Origin of the sequence: Pseudomonas sp. NFACC10-1 (assembly GCF_900119195.1) — a bacterium.
Classification (GTDB): Bacteria; Pseudomonadota; Gammaproteobacteria; order Pseudomonadales; family Pseudomonadaceae; genus Aquipseudomonas; species Aquipseudomonas cerasi.
Genome location: NZ_FPJB01000005.1, coordinates 94,288 through 112,900, shown reverse-complemented (window position 1 = coordinate 112,900; position 18,613 = coordinate 94,288). Strand labels below are relative to the sequence as shown.

Sequence of the window (18,613 nt, the reverse complement as noted above, 5' to 3'; positions counted from 1 at the left end):
CCGTGGGAGTGAGCTTGCTCACGAAGAGGCCGGTTTTTCACAACCAGATTGCGTCCCATAGGGGATAATCGCGCACGCTTTTGACCAGGTTGGCTCGAACCGGATTGGCCACAATATAACGGGCAAAACCCAAAAGGCTTTCTTCAGTGCGGATGCTGACGTCGTGGAATCCGCTTTGCCAAAAAGGTCCACTGCAGCCTCTGGCTCTGTTTATGGCGATCGCGCTTTTCGATTTCACGCGCTGCACAACTCTGGATAATGAATGACTATTCAACTGCAGCAGCCAGTGAATGTGGTCGAGCATTACCACCCAGGCTAATGAATCAGCCAGTTGCTGCTCCTGAACGTGTCGAAGTTCATCAACCAGCAGACGGCCCATGCGCCAATCGGAAAAGACAGGATTTCTCTGGAATGTTTTTGCGGTGACCAAATACATTTGGCCTGCACTGGAGAATCGCCCCAAACGCAAACGATGTGACTGTGCCCTTTCATACATCCCGATCCCCTTATGACTGCATGCCGGGGAACGACTTTACGAAACAGGCTCACTCAGCGGCGCTCAAAGGTTTACCCAGGTGTTTCGGATTTCCATTTAAGCTACCTTTCACCCCTTCATCGAATCCTGCGGAGCCCCCCATGCTCAAAAAAGCACTGCTGCTGGCCGCACTGCTGCTGCCAGCCAGCCTCGTCCACGCCCATGAGTACAAGGCAGGGCCGTTGCTGATTGGCCATCCGTGGTCAATGGAGCTACCGCCCAACGCACCGACGGTGGCAGCGTATTTCACTATCGAGAACAAGGGTGACAGCGCCGACCGTTTGATTAGCGTCGACACACCCATCGCCGGGCAGGCGCAGTTGCATGAGCATGTACATGTCGACGGGCTGATGAAGATGCAGCACGTTCAGGCGGTCGACATACCGGCTGGCGCGAAGGTGGCTTTCGCCCCCATGGCCTGGCACGTGATGCTGCTGGACATCAAGGACCGCTCGAAGCTGGTGGTCGGCCAACGCTTCCCGATGACCCTGCATTTTGAAAAGGCGGGGGATGTCGAGGTGCAGGTCGTGGTACAAAAACAGGCTTCGGAACACCAGCACTGAGTAACTCCCAACGAGCAGGGCCGGGAGCTGAATGCCTTCATCGATCCTATCGCGGTGGTATCCCTGACACCCAGGACCGATGCTGGTTGTCCGGGCGCTTGATCGAATAGTGCTTTCGCGCTTTGCCAAAACAGCGACAACAGCTTAGATTGCTCTCTGCGGGGCCTGAAACCATTGAGTGGCGTTGTGATGAATTCCTCCTCATACCCGGTTTCAGGCCCCGTCCTTACCTCAATCTCGCGCGTTTCCGAGACTTCCTACCTATCAGAGAGCCGATGCTGCAGTCCTCTCACTGCGCTGGCCGATACCCGCGTGCCTTTAACCCTGACTATATGAAATGAACCGCCCGGCCAACACCTCGAGCGGATCATCCATCACGCAGACGAATCGGCACCATGACCTTACCGCTCACCGCATCAACCCAGGCTCTAAACGCCTCGCTTGCCAGCGATACCTATCCACCCGACTTCAGCAAGACGACCCAAGAACTGGCCCGTACCCTGCTGCATCCCCTCAAACCCGAGCTGGATGTCGAGACGACCTGGCTGACTTACCGTGACAACGAGGTCGGATTCGACCACGGGAGCAACATACACAGGGTTCCACTGATCCCTGGCCTGATCGAATACTTCACCGGCTATTTGCAATGGATCGACAATGATGTAGTCGCTCTCCACCCGCCTCTCGACACGCCTTCTCCAACGCCTGACACACAGCAGCCTGACGTCAAGCCACCTGCCATTCAGCCGCTGGGGCGGGCAGCGACTGTAACGTTCTTCACCCAGGTCAGCGAGCAACTTGAGCAGTGCTACACACGAAATCTTGCAGACTACTGGAGCACTGCGACGCTTGATGGCGAAACCCGGAGCAGCCAGTTTGTCGCAGAGCAGATCGAGTGCCTGACATCCGAATGTGCGGTGCTGATCGCCCTGGGAAAGATGACGACCGGGCACTACAGCCTGCTTTCGGCCACCCTTGGGCCCTGTGCCACAGATGCGACCGCGGGTCTCGCAGACTTGCAGCCGCACAGTGTTTACAGCCTGTCGGCACAAGACGGCGACGGCCCCTCGCTGTCGCTTTACGGTGCGTTTGCCATTGCCCGGCGTCTTCGTGATGCGCCGGTCCAGCCAGACCTGGAAGAGCAGGAAGAGCTGGAAGATGTACTTCTGTTTACGCCCCATGACGGGCTGGAAGCATTTGCCTCATTGCAACAGTTGAACCACGCGCTTGTTCAGCGAGTGACTGAACCCGAGTACCGAGGACGCTTGGGCGACAGCGTCACCGCCGGGGAGGCAAGCCCCACCAAACCCACCCCTGTCCTGCAATGGCAATACACCCTGATGGACGGCAACTTTCTCAGCCTGCTGCTTGCCCGGCAGGTTGTCGCGCAGCAGTCGGTCTTCGCTCAGGCTGTACAGCTGGCCCGCGCTCAGAAGATGGACGCGGTCTGTTTCGAGCAAACGATAGCGAGTTTGCTGAAACCCAGGATTTACTTCGACAACCACTGGCGACTCGACGGATTCGACAGCGATCTGGTGCAAAGCCGAATGCCCGATTGGTGGAAAACCATGACGCTGACGCAGCGTCAGGCATGGCATCGCCAGGCAAAGCGGTTTGGCGAATTGGTGGTGAACATGCGCAAAGCCAGCAAGGAGCACTTCGGCCAGGCAGAAAATGACAGCCGCACCTACCCGACGCGCTATATCGACAAGCAACTGGCTCAACTGCTGAACCGGCTATCCATCACGGCAACAGCGCAACAGATCAATATTTCACTGACCTACAGGACGGGCATCGAAGTGCTCGATATTCCCGGCGCGCCTGTATTGCCAGAAATCAACACCGAGAACGTTTCACTCAGGCAACTGGCACATACCCAAGCCCTGCACACCAAGGCCAAGGATGCCGTGCTTCTACGCGCTGTCGACGCCGAAGGCGTCTACCTTGCGCACTTGGACAAGCAGGCCGTAACAGAGCTGATTACCACGCTGGAAGATCCCCAATACCTCAGTAATTACCTTGACCTGCACCTGAAAACCTCGGCGTATGCACAGCAGCTCAAGCGGTCAGAAAAAGCCATGTTGCGAGCTCAGATGAAGATGGCGCTGCTGGAGATCGAACAACAGGCTTTTGCACCCACCGGCCGCGAGTGGATCAAGGCTGTGCTGGATTCGCCAGGACTCCAAGGACGTCGAACCATCAACAAGCAAGCCATTGAAGTCCGTTTTTTCAGCGTCAACCAACTCAAGATGACCAACGTGATGCTGATTGCTCCAGCCGGAAAATTCGAGAAGGGGCCACTGGTGCTGTGCACGCTGGATGCTGCCGACGGTGTCGTTTTCCGCTGGTTCAACAGCATGTATCACCTGACCACCAGCTTTCTGGAAGAGGCACCCTTCCAGCAGTATCTGATTCAGCAAATACCGGTTTCCAGGCGTCTTGAGACGCTGCATGCCATGCAGTACGAAAAGGAAGCGAAGCATTGGCGTCCACCCGAAGTATTTACCCAACTGACGCTGCTACCGATCCCGTCAAGGCTGCTGCGCCCCGTCGTGTTTGTCAGCCAGAGCAAAGACATTTACGAGGAAAATCACGAGACCAAGATCAACCTTCTGATCAACGAAGCCAAACGGCAGATGAGTCTGACCACCGGTACAGGGCAATCGGGTCTGGGCTTCGATCTGATCGCGAGCATTGCGATTCTGTTTCTGCCTGGCGCGATCATGATGCCTGTCGCGCTGGGCGCTGGCCTTTACAAAACCTGGAGCGCTTTTTCGAAAATCGATGAAAACGACCTGGAAGGCGCCGCCGAGGAGTTTCTGAGCGCCCTCAGCTATCTTGCCATTGCCTTGGTCGGCCACTTGGCGCTGGCCTTGAAGCCGGCAGGAAGCGCCGCAAAAATGGTGAGACGTCCGCACCTCGTACGCAGAGTCGGTCGTGATGGTCAGGCGCAGATCGGCTACCTCCTTTCGCACTCAAAGGCGCCGCGTTTCGCAGGCTCGAAATTGATCACTGCCATGGACCCCAAAAGCTTCGTCGCCATTGAGGTAGAGGGCCAGACCTGCTTCATAAGCCGGCGGGCTAACGTGTTCGGCCACTCGCGCCTTTATCGGGTAAACCCGATGGATGCCACACAACTGGTGCACGGGCAGGAGTTTGCTCTTCGCAGCACGACCGGCGTCTGGAAAATCGTGGGCAAACAGATCCCGCGCATGAGTCAATCGGCAATCCGCAGTGCCGAGGCGCGGCTGACCAGCCTGACAACTCTCTGGCCGGCGTCTCTGGAGGAAGCAAGTAGCATCGAACGCCTGAAGTTCGAGACCGACTACCTGACGCTGGCCCATACATCCAACGCAGAAAAATTTTCCGAAATAACCACCTACGTGGAAGGCGGTTCAACGGAGATCAACCCGCTGCTGCGAAGCGGCGTACGCAATGCCACCACGCGCAGGTTTCTGCGTCAGTTCCATAAGCTCAAGGCGTGGGAAGGCACTGCATTTCGCGCCACCTATGTGTCCAGCGACGGGGTGGCATGCCTTGAGCGCGAAGTGGGTGCAGTGTTTACCGACAATGGCGTGCAGTCTGCATCGATGTCGCGAGCCAACGCCTCCAGATGGAGCCAGGACGGGTTCGTGAATCGCAACGCCAATGCCGAAAACCACCCGGTGTTCTTCATCTTTGCACCGGCTGTGCCCAAGAAGAACATGTTCACCGGCTTTCTTGGTGATCACGTGGCCATTGCGCCGGGGACATACGTGCAACTGGGTGCGACCAAGCGGGTCAACGGACAGCTGTTTGCCTGGTTCGATGCGCCCGAACAACTGGTTGATCAGACCTACGATCTCTATACCGGGGAACAGGAACTCTGGGTCTGAAACCCGCACGCGGCTGATCCGGGAAGCCGGTCGTTACTGGCCGGCGCTCCTGCAAAGCAGCCTTGCACCATTGCAGAGCCCGGAGCGCACGCGGGACAAGGCCGGGTTCCACCTTGGTGCACATCTTCCCCGAACCGCGACACATTCGTTCCATTTTGCGACGTTTCTGCATTGGCCCAGACCTTGCTAAAGCCTGAAAGAGCAAAAAATGCACCGCCGCCAAACCTCAAAACAATGTACTAAGGGAGCCAGTCAATGAAGCGTCGCAGCCTGATCAAAGCCTTTACCCTGTCCGCATCCATCGCCGCCATGGGGCTGACCTGGACCGTTCAGGCAGCCGAGACCATCAAGGTCGGCATTCTGCATTCGTTGTCCGGCACCATGGCCATCTCCGAGACATCGCTCAAGGACATGGCCTTGATGACCATCGACGAGATCAACGCCAAAGGCGGCGTCAACGGCAAGATGCTGGAGCCGGTCGTCGTCGACCCGGCGTCCAACTGGCCGCTGTTCGCGGAAAAAGGCCGTCAGTTGCTGACCCAGGATAAAGTAGCCGTGGTATTCGGCTGCTGGACATCGGTGTCGCGCAAATCGGTGCTGCCGGTCTTCGAAGAACTCAACGGGCTGCTGTTCTACCCGGTGCAGTACGAAGGCGAAGAGATGTCGCCCAATGTTTTCTACACCGGTGCTGCGCCTAACCAGCAGGCCATCCCTGCCGTCGAATATGTCATGAGTGAAGATGGCGGCTCGGCCAAGCGCTTCTTCCTGCTCGGCACCGACTACGTCTACCCGCGCACCACCAACAAGATTCTGCGCGCCTTCCTGCATTCCAAAGGCGTGAAAGATACCGATATCGAAGAGGTCTACACCCCGTTCGGTCACTCCGATTATCAAACCATAGTGGCCAACATCAAGAAGTTCTCCGCCGGTGGCAAGACAGCCGTTATCTCCACCGTCAACGGCGACTCCAACGTGCCGTTTTACAAGGAACTGGCCAACCAGGGCCTGAACGCTACCGACGTGCCGGTTGTGGCCTTCTCGGTAGGCGAAGAAGAACTGCGCGGCATCGACACCAAGCCACTGGTAGGCCATCTGGCCGCCTGGAACTACTTCCAGTCGGTGGAAAACCCGGTCAACAAGAAGTTCGTGGCTGACTGGAAGGCCTACGCCAAAAAGAAAAACCTGCCAGGCGCTGACAAGGCCGTGACCAACGACCCGATGGAAGCCACGTATGTCGGCATTCACATGTGGGCGCAGGCGGTCGAGAAAGCCAAATCCACCGACGTGGACAAGGTCCGTGAAGCCATGGCCGGACAAACGTTCGCCGCGCCGTCGGGCTTTACTCTGACCATGGACAAGACCAACCATCACTTGCACAAGCCAGTGATGATCGGCGAAATCCAGGACGACGGTCAGTTCAACGTTGTGTGGCAGACCAAAGAGCCGATCCGCGCCCAGCCTTGGAGCCCGTACATCCCTGGCAACGACAAGAAGCCGGACGCCCCGGCGAAGAGCAACTGACCCCCTATCAACACAGCCTGATCGTTCCCACGCTCCAGCGTGGGAACGCAGTTCTGGACGCTCCGCGTCCGATCCTGAGCGCGCGGCTCGGTGCATGGTTGACGCAGAGCGTCACGAAAGGCATTCCCACGCAGAGCGTGAGGAACGAGCAGCGTCAGGGCGAACAGTCACGAATGTCTAGTGGAACGCCATAACAGACCAAGGCCATATTGATATGCCTTCTTATTTCTACCGTTTGATCCTCACCATCAGCCTGCTGCTGCCTTTGGCTGCCCAGGCCGGTGATGCCAGTGACTTTGTCGCAGCCAGTTCTTCGCAACAGGCAGAGCTGCTGGAGGCCTGGGCCGCCAAGCCTGTGCCGGAACGCGTCGAGCTGCTTGAAGCCTTGCGCGATGGCCGTGTAGGTGCTGACAGCAGCAAGCGCGCCTGGATCGAAAACAACGATCAATACGTGGCCGTCGATGCACAGGCTCCTGCCGCCGCCGATGCTCCAACGCCTGACGAACCGCGTAAATTGCGCTTGAACAACCGGCTGCGTGGCCTGGTTGAAACGGCGCTGGCCAGCCATCAGTTGCTGGCAGCCGACACACAACTGCGCATGGCCGCGGCCCTGCAATTGCAAAAAAGCGCGCGCCCTGCACAACTCGAGTTGCTGACCGAACGCGTGGCCAGCGAATCCGACTCAAGCGTCAAAAGCGCGCTGACCCTGGCGCTGGCCAACCTGCAAATGGTCGATTCCAGCCCGACAGTACGTCTGGCTGCCGTGCGGCTGCTGGGCGAAACCGGTGATCCGCTGGCGCGTACCCGTCTTGAATCATTGCTGGCACCCGGCGTGGAAACCGACGCTTCGGTACGCGTGGCGGCTGAAACCAGCCTGGCGCAGGTCAAGCGCAAGCTGATGATCGGTGAAATCCTCGGTCAGGCGTTCAGCGGCATGTCGCTGGGCTCGATCCTGTTGCTGGCGGCGCTGGGTCTGGCGATCACCTTCGGCCTGCTGGGTGTGATCAACATGGCCCATGGCGAGATGCTGATGCTGGGAGCCTACTCCACCTACGTTGTGCAACTGATGCTGCAGCGCTATGCACCGGGGGCCATCGAGTACTACCCGCTGATCGCGCTGCCAGTGGCGTTCTTTGTCACCGCCGCGATCGGCATGGCTCTGGAACGTACGGTCATTCGTCACCTGTATGGCCGCCCGCTGGAAACGCTGCTTGCAACTTGGGGCATCAGTCTGATGCTGATTCAGGCCGTGCGTCTTGCCTTCGGCGCGCAGAACGTTGAAGTCGCCAACCCGCTATGGCTGTCGGGTGGCATCCAGGTGCTGCCTAATCTGGTGCTGCCTTACAACCGCATCGTGATCATCGCCTTCGCGCTGTTCGTGGTGGTACTGACCTGGCTGCTGCTGAACAAGACCCGCCTGGGCCTGAACGTGCGCGCCGTCACCCAGAACCGCAACATGGCCGCCTGCTGTGGCGTACCGACCGGGCGCATCGACATGATGGCCTTCGGTCTGGGCTCAGGTATCGCTGGTCTGGGGGGTGTTGCCCTGAGCCAGATCGGCAACGTGGGCCCTGATCTTGGGCAAAGCTACATCATCGATTCGTTCCTGGTGGTCGTGCTCGGTGGCGTCGGGCAACTGGCCGGCAGCGTGATGGCGGCCTTCGGGCTGGGCATCGCCAACAAGATTCTAGAACCGCAAATCGGCGCTGTATTGGGCAAGATCCTGATTCTGGCGCTGATCATTCTGTTTATCCAGAAACGTCCGCAAGGCCTCTTCGCACTGAAAGGACGGGTGATCGACTGATGAGCCAGCCATTGATAGTAACTGCCGCGCAAAAAGTCGGGCCAAGAGTCACGCTGACTGCAGGCTGCGTAATACTGGCGGTGCTGCTGGCACTGCCGCTGCTGTCGTTGCTGCCTGCCGATAACGGCTTTCAGGTCTCGGCCTACACCCTGACCCTGGTGGGCAAGATCCTCTGCTACGCCATTGTCGCGCTGGCGCTGGATCTGGTCTGGGGCTATGCCGGGCTATTGTCGCTGGGCCACGGCCTGTTCTTCGCCCTGGGCGGCTATGCCATGGGCATGTACCTGATGCGCCAGGCCGCTGGCGATGGTCTGCCGGCCTTCATGACATTTTTGTCGTGGACCGAGCTGCCGTGGTACTGGGCGGGCACCGACCATTTCCTCTGGGCGTTGTGCCTGGTGGTATTGGCACCGGGACTGCTGGCGCTGGTATTCGGCTTCTTCGCCTTCCGCTCGCGGATCAAGGGCGTGTACTTTTCGATCATGACCCAGGCGCTGACCTTCGCCGGCATGCTGCTGTTCTTTCGCAACGAGACCGGCTTTGGCGGCAACAACGGCTTCACCAACTTCCGCAGCATTCTGGGCTTCAGCATCAGTTCACAAGGGACCAGAGCCGCGCTGTTTCTGGCCACGGTCGCATTGCTGGTGGCCAGTCTGTACATCGGCTGGCGCCTGGCGCAGAGCAAGTTCGGCCGCGTGCTGACGGCACTGCGCGATGCGGAAAACCGCCTGATGTTCTGCGGTTACGATCCGCGCGGCTTCAAACTGTTCGTCTGGGTCCTGAGCGCTGTGCTGTGCGGTCTGGCTGGCGCTTTGTATGTGCCGCAGGTCGGCATTATCAACCCCAGCGAAATGTCGCCGACCAACTCCATTGAAGCCGCTGTCTGGGTTGCCCTGGGTGGCCGCGGCACGCTGATCGGCCCGCTGCTGGGCGCAGGTCTGGTGAACGGCATGAAGAGCTGGTTCACCATGGCCTTCCCGGAATACTGGCTGTTCTTTCTTGGCGCGCTGTTCATCATCGTCACGCTGTATCTGCCCAAGGGCGTGATCGGCATGCTGAAGAAAAGGAGCGAGCAATGAAAACCACTCCGACCCCGTCTTTCATGCTTGAACCGATCCTGGCGCCAAACTCCGATGCCGGCACCAGCCGCGACGCAGTGGGGCTCGGCAAAAGCGCCGGCAAAGGCCTCAACACTCGCCACGGTACGATCCTGACGCTGGAAGACATCAGCGTCAGCTTCGACGGCTTCAAGGCCCTGAACGATCTGAATCTGTACATCGGCGTAGGCGAACTGCGCTGCATCATCGGCCCCAACGGCGCGGGCAAGACCACGCTGATGGACGTCATCACCGGCAAGACCCGGCCCAGCCACGGCAAGGCATGGTTCGGTGAAACGCTGGACCTGACGCAGATGACCGAAGTGCAGATTGCCCAGGCCGGCATCGGCCGCAAGTTCCAGAAACCCACAGTATTCGAGGCCTTGAGCGTGTTCGAAAACCTTGAGCTGGCGCAGAAGACCGACAAATCGGTGTGGGCCAGTTTGCGTGCGCGGTTGAGCGGCGAACAACAGGACCGGATCGGTGAGGTGCTGGAAACGATCCGCCTGACCAGCTCGATGCAGCGCCCTGCAGGCTTGCTGTCCCACGGCCAGAAGCAGTTTCTGGAGATTGGCATGCTGCTGGTGCAGGACCCGCAATTACTCCTGCTCGACGAGCCGGTGGCGGGCATGACCGATGCCGAAACCGAATTTACCGCCGAGCTGTTCAAGAGCCTCGCCGGCAAGCACTCGCTGATGGTGGTTGAGCACGACATGGGTTTCGTCGGCTCGATTGCCGACCATGTCACCGTGCTGCACCAGGGCAGCGTACTGGCTGAAGGCTCGCTGAACGACGTACAGGCCGATGAACGCGTGATCGAAGTGTATTTGGGACGCTGACGCAACGAACCGATCGTTCCGGCGCGCTGCGCGGGAATACCTGTCCAGACGCCCCGCGTCGCAACACTGCGATTACGCTGCAATAGACGAGAACACCCACCATGCTCCAGGTCGAAAAGCTTCATCAGTATTACGGCGGCAGCCACATTCTTCGCGGTCTGTCGTTCGATGTGAAGGTCGGTGAAGTCACCTGCCTGCTGGGCCGCAACGGCGTGGGCAAGACCACGCTCTTGCGCGTGCTGATGGGCCTGCTGCCATCGAAGGAAGGTTCGGTGCAATGGGAAGGCAAGACCATCACCCAGTTCAAGACGCATCAACGGGTACATGCCGGGATCGCTTACGTGCCGCAGGGCCGGGAAATATTCGGTCGGCTTACGGTCGAGGAAAATCTGCTCATGGGCCTGTCCCGTTTTCCGGGCTCCGAGGCCAAGGAAGTGCCGGCCTTCATCTACGAGCTGTTCCCGGTGCTGCTGCAAATGAAGCACCGCCGCGGCGGCGATCTGTCCGGTGGTCAGCAGCAGCAACTGGCCATAGGCCGGGCATTGGCGAGCCGTCCACGCCTGCTGATTCTCGACGAGCCCACCGAAGGTATTCAGCCCTCGGTGATCAAGGAAATCGGCGCCGTCATCAAAAAGCTCGCCGAGCGTGGCGACATGGCGATTCTGCTGGTCGAGCAGTTCTACGACTTCGCCGCGGAGCTGGCCGATCAGTACCTGGTGATGTCGCGGGGCGAGATCGTCCAGCAGGGCCGTGGCGAGAACATGGAGACCGACGGCGTTCGTGGTCTGGTCACTATTTGATGCGCCAATCCGTTATCGTGCAGCATTCGACAAGCCAATGAAGACACCATGAACCTGCCTGCCAACACCGCCCTCTTCACCCCCAGCTGGCACGCCGAGCTGGAATTGGGTTACGGCCGTTTCGATGACAGCACACGCCCGACGCAGCGGCGCCACAAAGGACCGCTGCGGGTGCAAAAGCATCTGTACGCCGAAGGCCCGGAGGTGTGCCAGCACATCATCGTTCATCCACCAGGCGGTATCGCCGGGGGTGACCGGCTGGATATCTCGGCCACCGTGGGGGCCAATGCCTGGGCACAGTTGACCAGCCCCGGCGCGGCCAAATGGTATCGCGCCGCCAGCCCGGCCTTTCAGCAACTGGAACTGCACGTCCAGCCTGGTGCGACGCTGGAATGGCTGCCGCAGGAAACCATCGTCTTCAGCAATGCCCAGGCAGAACTGAGCACTCGGATAGAGCTGCACGGTGATGCGAAGCTGTGTTACTGGGATGTAGTGGCGCTGGGCCGCCCGGCCAGTGGCGAGCGGTTCGAGCACGGGCATTTTCAGTCGCATCTGGATATACGTCGCGACGGCACATTGCTCTGGCATGAGCGACAACGCATTATCGGTGGCGACGGGCTGCTGGACTCGCCCATCGGCCTGGACGGCAGAACGGTGTTCGCCACCCTGCTGATGACCGGCGAAGTAAGCAGCGAGCTGCTCGAGGCCTGCCGTTCGCTGTCGATGCCCAACCCGGTACGCGGCGACCTGACTCAATTGCCCGGTCTGCTGGTCGCTCGCTGTCTGGCAGACGAAGCATTACACGCGCGGGCCTGGCTGATACAAATCTGGAAATACCTGCGCCCTGCCCTGCTGGGACGCGAGGCGGTAACGCCAAGAATCTGGAACACCTGATTGATGACTGGACGCTCTGCATTCCAGGCTACACCCTCGGCGCTGATGCACTCAGCGTGGTACATAAGTCCTGAAAAGCCCGAAAATCGGGGCTTTTAGCGCTTCTGCCCGCAGGGCGTGGGAGCGAACTTGTTCGCGAAGACCATGTTTTAGGCGCTGCATTTTCGGCGACTACACCGGCCCCTTCGCGAACAAGTTCGCTCCCACGGCCTTCGGCCAGAACCCAAAACAGACTTATACATAGCAATGAGGGCTCAAGCCTGGGAACGATCAACCACCGAATTTGAACAAACGGAAGCCCCATGGACCTGACACCACGCGAAAAAGACAAGCTGCTGATCTTCACCGCCGGACTGGTCGCCGAACGGCGTCTGGCACGCGGTGTGAAGCTCAATTACCCGGAAGCCATGGCCTACATCTCTGCGGCACTGCTCGAAGGTGCGCGTGACGGACAGACCGTCGCTGAGCTCATGCACTACGGCACGACCCTGCTGAGCCGCCATCAGGTCATGGAAGGTATCGCGGAAATGATCCCGGAGATTCAGGTGGAAGCCACCTTTCCGGACGGCACCAAACTCGTCACCGTGCATCAGCCGATTGCCTGAAGGAGTGATCATGCAGGACGTGATTCGCGATGCCCTGCCGGACGATCTGCCGGGCATTCTGGAGATCTACAACGACGCAGTGCTCAATACCACGGCTATCTGGAACGAGCAGCCGGTTGATCTGGCCAACCGCCAGGCCTGGTACGCCGCTCGCCAGAGTCAGGGTTATCCGATTCTGGTGGCCACCGACACCGCAGGCGAAGTGCTCGGCTATTCGTCGTTTGGCGACTGGCGGCCGTTCGAAGGCTTTCGCCATACGGTCGAGCATTCGGTTTACGTGCGCGCTGACCAGCGTGGCAAACGCTTGGGCCCGCGTCTGATGGCCGCCTTGATCGAGCGCGCCCGTGCCTGTGACAAGCACATGATGGTCGCGGCGATCGAAAGTGGTAACGCTGCGTCCATCGCCCTGCATGATCGCCTGGGTTTCAAGACCACCGGACAAATGCCTCAGGTCGGCACCAAATTCGGCCGCTGGCTGGACCTGACCTTCATGCAGCTCGACCTGTCGCCCGGTGCTCAGCCACCGGCTTCGCAAGCCCCCTCCGCCCTTTAGAGAGCACGCCATGAATCCAGCACAGCTGCGCCGCGTCACCGCCGAAAGCTTCGCGCATTACCGCCAGGGTCTGGCGCAATTGTTGTTCGATACGGTTCATGATGGCGCGTCGGTCGGTTTCATGGCCGACCTCGACATGGCGCAGGCCTACGGCTGGTGCGACGGGCTCAGAGCCGATGTCGCCGCTGGCTCTCTGCTGCTGTGGGTGGTGGTCGAGAACGAGAACGTCCTGGCCAGTGCGCAACTGTCGCTGTGCCAGAAGCCCAACGGCCTGAACCGCGCCGAAGTACAGAAACTGATGGTGCTGCCTGCGGCGCGCGGGCGTGGCCTGGGCAGGCAATTGATGGAGGCCGTTGAACAGGCGGCCGTGAAACACAAACGTGGGCTGTTGCACCTGGACACCGAAGCAGGCTCGGCGGCTGAAGCCTTCTACAGCGCGCTGGCCTACCACCGTGTCGGTGAGCTGCCGGATTATTGCGCCACACCGGACGGGCGCCTGCATCCCACCGCCATTTATTTCAAAACCTTGGGGCAACCGACATGATCCCTGGTCAATACCAGATCCAGCCCGGCGACATCGAACTCAACGCCGGACGCCGCACCCTCAGCCTGACCGTCGCCAACAGCGGCGACCGGCCGATTCAGGTGGGCTCGCATTTCCACTTTTTCGAAACCAACGACGCACTGACCTTCGACCGCGCCGCCAGCCGGGGCATGCGCCTGAACATTCCGGCCGGCACCGCGGTGCGCTTCGAGCCGGGCCAGTCCCGCGAAGTCGAGCTGGTGGACCTGGCCGGCTTGCGCAAGGTTTACGGGTTTGCCGGTCGGGTGATGGGCGATCTGGATTGAAGGCTTTTTGAATACCATTCCTACGCTCCGCGTTCACCGTTATACACAAGTCTGCTTTTGATTCTGGCCGAAGGCCGTAGGAGCGAACTTGTTCGCGAAGAGGCCGGTACAGCCTCCAGAAACAGGGCGTTCGGACTAACGTCTTCGTGAGCAATGCGGATCGCCGCACCGGTCACACAGGCATCCAATCGGGACGTGTGTATGACGATGGGCACTCGGCACGAGGATCAAAAGCTTTGACGACTAACGACTTGCAGCTCGCCGCTGGTCGCTTTGAAAAACTTACAGTTTGCGGCCTGCAGCTTGCCGCTCTGAATCCGAGGTACGAAAGATGAAGATAAGCCGACAAGCCTACGCAGACATGTTCGGCCCCACCGTCGGCGACAAGGTTCGCCTGGCCGACACCGAGCTGTGGATCGAGGTCGAGAAGGACTTCACCACCTACGGCGAAGAAGTGAAGTTCGGCGGTGGCAAGGTCATTCGTGACGGCATGGGCCAAGGCCAGTTGCTGGCCGCTGACGTAGTCGACACGCTGATCACCAATGCCCTGATCATCGATCACTGGGGCATCGTCAAGGCCGACGTCGGCATCAAGAACGGGCGTATCGCGGCCATTGGCAAGGCGGGCAACCCGGACATCCAGCCGGACGTGACCATCGCGGTCGGCGCCGCCACCGAAGTCATTGCCGGCGAAGGCATGATCCTTACCGCGGGTGGCGTCGACACGCACATCCACTTCATCTGCCCGCAGCAGATCGAAGAGGCGCTGATGAGCGGCGTGACGACCATGATCGGCGGCGGCACCGGCCCGGCCACGGGCACCAATGCCACCACTGTCACGCCCGGCCCGTGGCACATGGCGCGCATGCTCCAGGCCTCGGACTCGTTCCCGATGAACATCGGCTTCACCGGCAAGGGCAACGTCAGCCTGCCCGGCCCGCTGATCGAGCAGGTCAAGGCGGGGGCCATCGGTCTGAAGTTGCACGAGGACTGGGGCACCACACCTGCGGCCATCGACAACTGCCTGAGCGTGGCCGACGAATACGACGTGCAGGTCGCGATCCACACCGACACCCTCAACGAGTCAGGTTTTGTCGAGACCACCCTGGCCGCGTTCAAGAACCGCACGATTCACACCTATCACACCGAAGGTGCCGGTGGCGGTCACGCGCCGGACATCATCAAGGCCTGTGGTTCGCCGAACGTGCTGCCGAGCTCGACCAACCCGACGCGTCCGTTCACCCGCAACACCATCGACGAGCACCTGGACATGCTCATGGTCTGCCATCACCTGGACCCGAGCATCGCCGAAGACGTGGCTTTCGCGGAAAGCCGCATCCGCCGCGAGACCATCGCTGCCGAAGATATCCTTCACGACCTGGGCGCCTTTTCGATGCTCAGTTCCGACAGCCAGGCCATGGGTCGGGTTGGCGAAGTGATCATGCGCACCTGGCAAACCGCCGACAAGATGAAGAAACAGCGTGGCCCACTGCCGCAGGATGGTCCGGGCAACGACAACTTCCGCGCCAAGCGTTACATCGCCAAATACACCATCAACCCGGCGATCACTCATGGCATCAGTCATGAAGTAGGCTCTATCGAAGTTGGCAAGTGGGCCGACCTGGTGCTGTGGCGTCCGGCATTCTTCGGCGTCAAACCGACCCTGATCCTCAAGGGTGGTGCCATCGCCGCCAGCTTGATGGGCGACGCCAACGCTTCGATCCCGACCCCGCAACCGGTTCATTACCGCCCGATGTTCGCCAGCTACGGCAGCTCATTGCACGCCACCAGCCTGACGTTCATCAGCCAGGCAGCGTTCGATGCCGGTGTACCAGAGTCACTGGGCCTGAAGAAGCAGATCGGTGTCGTCAAAGGCTGCCGCACCGTGCAGAAGAAAGACCTGATCCACAACGATTACCTGCCGGACATCGAAGTCGACCCGCAGACCTATCAGGTCAAGGCCGACGGGGTGTTGCTGTGGTGCGAGCCCGCGGATGTGCTGCCGATGGCGCAGCGGTACTTTCTGTTTTGAACCCAAAAAAGGGCCTCCCCTTCGGACGGCCCTTTGATGTTACCGACTTGGCCTGGTATTCGGTTACCTCGGGTAGAAATTTCGACCAGGACCGGCTTCGCCTTGCTGGCTTCAAGAGCTTCCTGTTGAAAGATCGCATCTGTAACCGTAATGACGCTCATGTCATGGCCCTCCGTTCGTATAGTCCCCGGAGAGAACATAGGACGAAGCGAATAGGACGTCTACTGACAGAAATGACAGCAAACGCCCTGTTTGTCGTGTCATGCAAAGGAGGTAATATGCGCCCATTCTTTCGTCACGCATCTCCAAAGGTAACCGGCCATGCGCCTTTCCGAATTCATCGTTATTCATGTGGATCGCATCGTCGATGAATGGGAAGACTTCGCCAGAACCCTGAAACCGGCGGCAGAAACGATGAGCAAAGCCGAGCTGCGGGATCATGCCAGGTCGATCCTGCTCGCCGCTGCGCGGGACATGAATACCGCACAGAGCAAAAGCGAGGAGATTGCCAAGGCCAGAGGCGAAGAGTTGAACAAGACGCCAAGCCTGGACGAAGCAGCCAGCAGCCATGGCGAGTTGCGTCATGAGGTCGGCTTTGATCTGGTGCAGATGACGTCGGAATTTCGCCATCTGCGCGCCAGCGTCATCCGCCTCTGGGTAGAAAGCCTGGCAGCGCCGCAACTGGCCGATTTTCAGGACGTGATTCGTTTCAACGAAGCCATCGACGAGGCGCTTGCCGAATCCACCGCTGCCTATGCGGAACGGGTCGGCCGCTCACGGGATATATTTCTTGCCATTCTGGGTCACGATCTGCGCGCGCCGCTGCAGGCCGTCAGCATGTCGACGGAATTGCTGGCACGCAAGATAGCGCTGGACGAAAAGACCCAATCCTATGTTTCGCGTATCCAGACCAGCACCCGCCATATGGGCTCGATGGTCAGCGATCTGCTGGAATTCGTGCGCAGTCGCCTGGGCGCCGGGCTACCGGTTGAACGCAAATACATGGATTTGGCCAGTGCTTGCCGTGAAGCCATCGAGGAAGCCTGCGCCGGGCGACCGGACTCTGTTCCGGTACTGAACATCGAAGGCAACACCAAGGGTCACTGGGACGCCGGACGGATCAGCCAGATGTTACAGAATCTGATCGGCAACGCCCTGCAGCACGGTGCGGCCAGTCACGAGATAACGGTCAGTGTTACGGGTGCCGAGAAAGCGGTGGTATTGGTGGTACACAACGAAGGCAAGCCGATTGCCGAAGACGCTATCGGGACGATCTTCGATCCGCTGGTGCGCAGCACCGAGGAAAACAGCGAAACACGCGGTACATCGACCAGCCTGGGTCTTGGCCTGTTCATCGTCAAGGAAGTGGTCAACGCCCACGGTGGCAGCATCACTGTGACCTCGACCATTGGTGAGGGCACGACCTTCAATGTGGTGCTGCCGAAAAACTGAGCGAGGCTGATTGCCTGCTGATGCGGGTGGCGCATCAGCCCATTCAGAAAAGACAGAATCGCAAGACCGCTACGCTCAACCCTTCCACTGCGCGCGAGGATCGAACGACGAACTGTCTGCCAGTTTCTGCCAGAGCGCCCGGGTAGCCTCGTCGGTGTGCTTGGGCACGACGACTTTCAACTGCGCGTAAAGATCACCGCGTTCGCCACTCTTGTTCATCAAGCCATTACCCTTAATCCGCAGACGCTGACCGTTCTGACTGTCCGGGCGGATGGTCAGGTTGATCCTGCTGGTCAGCGTCGGCACAGCGACCTTGGTACCCAGCACGGCTTCCCAGGGGGCCAGTGGGACGGTGATGACCAGATCATGCCCCTCGACCTCGAACAGCGGGTGCGGGGCCAGGCGAATGATCAGGTACAGGTCGCCATTGGCACCACCGCCCACGCCCGGCGCGCCCTGCCCCTTCAGGCGAATACGCTCGCCATCGACCACGCCCGCGGGAATCTTCACGTTCAGGGTCTTGGTGATATCGCTCATGCGCTGCCCGTTGGGGCTGTGCTGCGGCACCTTGAAGCTGACCTGCTTGGATTCCCCCGACAGGGTCTCTTCGAGGAATACCGCCAGTTCCATCTCCACGTCCTGCCCGGTACGCCCAGGGTTGCGGGTACGCCCGCCCTGCTGTGGCCGGCCACCGAAAATGGAGCTGAAAAACTCCGAGAAGTCTGCCGTTTCCTCGAACCCGCCTGCCCCGGCGCCGGCACGGCTTTGCCAGCCCGGCGGGGTCTGGAACGGGCGGCCCTGACGACCGTATTTGCGCAGCTCGTCATACTCGGCGCGCTTTTCCGGGCTGCTGAGTACCTCATACGCTTCGGAGGCTTCCTTGAACTTGTCTTCGGCGCCTGCCTCCTTGCTGACGTCCGGGTGATACTTGCGCGCGAGTTTGCGATAGGCGGTCTTGATCGCCTTGTCGTCCGCAGTCGGCTCCACGGCAAGTATCTTGTAGTAGTCTTTGAAATCCATGTAACGATCACCCATCCGAATTATCCGGCAAAGCCAGATACGCTGGCGTCACGCGCCCAGCTCCCTCTGTCACGAGGCATCTGGATTACCTAACGTCGAAAAATATACAGATAGACCAGCTGCCTTTGTCGGCAGGTCGATAGCTCGACAACATAATGTCCGACAACAGGGTCT

General features: G+C 59.7%; 16 protein-coding genes. 14 read left to right on the top strand and 2 right to left on the bottom strand.

Annotated elements, in window-relative coordinates; translation table 11 throughout:
- Positions 1–37 precede the first annotated feature (37 nt).
- Positions 38–496, bottom strand: coding sequence for an REP-associated tyrosine transposase (locus BT119_RS15755; RefSeq protein WP_072366303.1), 459 nt, complete (start codon positions 494–496; stop codon positions 38–40).
- A 140-nt stretch (positions 497–636) separates the two neighbouring features.
- On the opposite strand from BT119_RS15755, the gene BT119_RS15750 reads away from it, so the two are divergent.
- From BT119_RS15750 to BT119_RS15685, 14 genes are all read left to right on the top strand, one after another.
- Positions 637–1,098, top strand: coding sequence for a copper chaperone PCu(A)C (locus BT119_RS15750; protein WP_003368869.1), 462 nt, complete (start codon positions 637–639; stop codon positions 1,096–1,098).
- Positions 1,099–1,493: 395 nt separating this feature from the next.
- Positions 1,494–4,973: a dermonecrotic toxin domain-containing protein gene (locus BT119_RS15745; protein ID WP_072366301.1), complete on the top strand. Its 3,480-nt coding sequence runs from the start codon at positions 1,494–1,496 to the stop codon at positions 4,971–4,973.
- Positions 4,974–5,228: 255 nt separating this feature from the next.
- Positions 5,229–6,494, top strand: a complete 1,266-nt coding sequence (urtA, locus tag BT119_RS15740) for an urea ABC transporter substrate-binding protein (protein ID WP_058397068.1) — start codon at positions 5,229–5,231, stop codon at positions 6,492–6,494.
- A gap of 214 nt (positions 6,495–6,708) precedes the next feature.
- Positions 6,709–8,298 carry an urea ABC transporter permease subunit UrtB gene (gene urtB / locus BT119_RS15735; RefSeq protein ID WP_054081938.1) on the top strand — a complete coding sequence of 530 codons (1,590 nt, stop codon included), beginning with the start codon at positions 6,709–6,711 and terminating at the stop codon, positions 8,296–8,298.
- On the top strand, positions 8,298–9,377 hold the full coding sequence (urtC, locus tag BT119_RS15730; protein WP_072366299.1) for an urea ABC transporter permease subunit UrtC: 1,080 nt from the start codon (positions 8,298–8,300) through the stop codon (positions 9,375–9,377). Before urtB ends, urtC begins: the two co-directional genes overlap by 1 nt.
- Positions 9,374–10,234, top strand: coding sequence for an urea ABC transporter ATP-binding protein UrtD (gene urtD, locus BT119_RS15725; RefSeq protein WP_003368877.1), 861 nt, complete (start codon positions 9,374–9,376; stop codon positions 10,232–10,234). Before urtC ends, urtD begins: the two co-directional genes overlap by 4 nt.
- A 101-nt stretch (positions 10,235–10,335) precedes the next feature.
- Positions 10,336–11,034, top strand: coding sequence for an urea ABC transporter ATP-binding subunit UrtE (gene urtE, locus BT119_RS15720; RefSeq protein ID WP_003368879.1), 699 nt, complete (start codon positions 10,336–10,338; stop codon positions 11,032–11,034).
- A 48-nt stretch (positions 11,035–11,082) separates the two neighbouring features.
- Positions 11,083–11,928, top strand: coding sequence for an urease accessory protein UreD (locus tag BT119_RS15715; protein ID WP_003431754.1), 846 nt, complete (start codon positions 11,083–11,085; stop codon positions 11,926–11,928).
- A gap of 302 nt (positions 11,929–12,230) precedes the next feature.
- A complete protein-coding gene (gene ureA, locus BT119_RS15710; protein WP_072366297.1) occupies positions 12,231–12,533 on the top strand; it encodes an urease subunit gamma in 303 nt (100 codons plus the stop codon).
- A gap of 10 nt (positions 12,534–12,543) precedes the next feature.
- Positions 12,544–13,086: a GNAT family N-acetyltransferase gene (locus tag BT119_RS15705; protein WP_003368884.1), complete on the top strand. Its 543-nt coding sequence runs from the start codon at positions 12,544–12,546 to the stop codon at positions 13,084–13,086.
- A gap of 10 nt (positions 13,087–13,096) precedes the next feature.
- A complete protein-coding gene (locus tag BT119_RS15700) occupies positions 13,097–13,630 on the top strand; it encodes a GNAT family N-acetyltransferase (RefSeq protein ID WP_003431756.1) in 534 nt (177 codons plus the stop codon).
- Positions 13,627–13,935 carry an urease subunit beta gene (locus BT119_RS15695; RefSeq protein ID WP_002555403.1) on the top strand — a complete coding sequence of 103 codons (309 nt, stop codon included), beginning with the start codon at positions 13,627–13,629 and terminating at the stop codon, positions 13,933–13,935. The genes BT119_RS15700 and BT119_RS15695 overlap by 4 nt, the downstream gene beginning before the upstream one ends.
- Before the next feature lie 331 nt (positions 13,936–14,266).
- Entirely contained in the window at positions 14,267–15,967 is a 1,701-nt protein-coding gene (gene ureC, locus BT119_RS15690; protein WP_003368889.1) for an urease subunit alpha, read from the top strand.
- Between the two features lie 321 nt (positions 15,968–16,288).
- Positions 16,289–17,419, top strand: a complete 1,131-nt coding sequence (locus BT119_RS15685) for a sensor histidine kinase (protein WP_003368890.1) — start codon at positions 16,289–16,291, stop codon at positions 17,417–17,419.
- A gap of 75 nt (positions 17,420–17,494) precedes the next feature.
- Here the strand turns inward: BT119_RS15685 and cbpA are convergent, their stop codons facing one another.
- The gene (gene cbpA, locus BT119_RS15680) at positions 17,495–18,439 is read right to left on the bottom strand and encodes a curved DNA-binding protein (protein ID WP_003368891.1); all 945 of its coding nucleotides are present in this window, start codon (positions 18,437–18,439) and stop codon (positions 17,495–17,497) included.
- Positions 18,440–18,613: the final 174 nt, after the last annotated feature.

Excerpts from the sequence above, each read along its gene's own strand:
- BT119_RS15755 (WP_072366303.1), bottom strand. The coding sequence starts at position 496 with ATGTATGAAAGGGCACAGTCACATCGTTTGCGTTTGGGGCGATTCTCC.
- BT119_RS15750 (WP_003368869.1), top strand. The coding sequence starts at position 637 with ATGCTCAAAAAAGCACTGCTGCTGGCCGCACTGCTGCTGCCAGCCAGC.
- BT119_RS15745 (WP_072366301.1), top strand. The coding sequence starts at position 1,494 with ATGACCTTACCGCTCACCGCATCAACCCAGGCTCTAAACGCCTCGCTT.
- urtA (WP_058397068.1), top strand. The coding sequence starts at position 5,229 with ATGAAGCGTCGCAGCCTGATCAAAGCCTTTACCCTGTCCGCATCCATC.
- urtB (WP_054081938.1), top strand. The coding sequence starts at position 6,709 with ATGCCTTCTTATTTCTACCGTTTGATCCTCACCATCAGCCTGCTGCTG.
- urtC (WP_072366299.1), top strand. The coding sequence starts at position 8,298 with ATGAGCCAGCCATTGATAGTAACTGCCGCGCAAAAAGTCGGGCCAAGA.
- urtD (WP_003368877.1), top strand. The coding sequence starts at position 9,374 with ATGAAAACCACTCCGACCCCGTCTTTCATGCTTGAACCGATCCTGGCG.
- urtE (WP_003368879.1), top strand. The coding sequence starts at position 10,336 with ATGCTCCAGGTCGAAAAGCTTCATCAGTATTACGGCGGCAGCCACATT.
- BT119_RS15715 (WP_003431754.1), top strand. The coding sequence starts at position 11,083 with ATGAACCTGCCTGCCAACACCGCCCTCTTCACCCCCAGCTGGCACGCC.
- ureA (WP_072366297.1), top strand. The coding sequence starts at position 12,231 with ATGGACCTGACACCACGCGAAAAAGACAAGCTGCTGATCTTCACCGCC.
- BT119_RS15705 (WP_003368884.1), top strand. The coding sequence starts at position 12,544 with ATGCAGGACGTGATTCGCGATGCCCTGCCGGACGATCTGCCGGGCATT.
- BT119_RS15700 (WP_003431756.1), top strand. The coding sequence starts at position 13,097 with ATGAATCCAGCACAGCTGCGCCGCGTCACCGCCGAAAGCTTCGCGCAT.
- BT119_RS15695 (WP_002555403.1), top strand. The coding sequence starts at position 13,627 with ATGATCCCTGGTCAATACCAGATCCAGCCCGGCGACATCGAACTCAAC.
- ureC (WP_003368889.1), top strand. The coding sequence starts at position 14,267 with ATGAAGATAAGCCGACAAGCCTACGCAGACATGTTCGGCCCCACCGTC.
- BT119_RS15685 (WP_003368890.1), top strand. The coding sequence starts at position 16,289 with ATGCGCCTTTCCGAATTCATCGTTATTCATGTGGATCGCATCGTCGAT.
- cbpA (WP_003368891.1), bottom strand. The coding sequence starts at position 18,439 with ATGGATTTCAAAGACTACTACAAGATACTTGCCGTGGAGCCGACTGCG.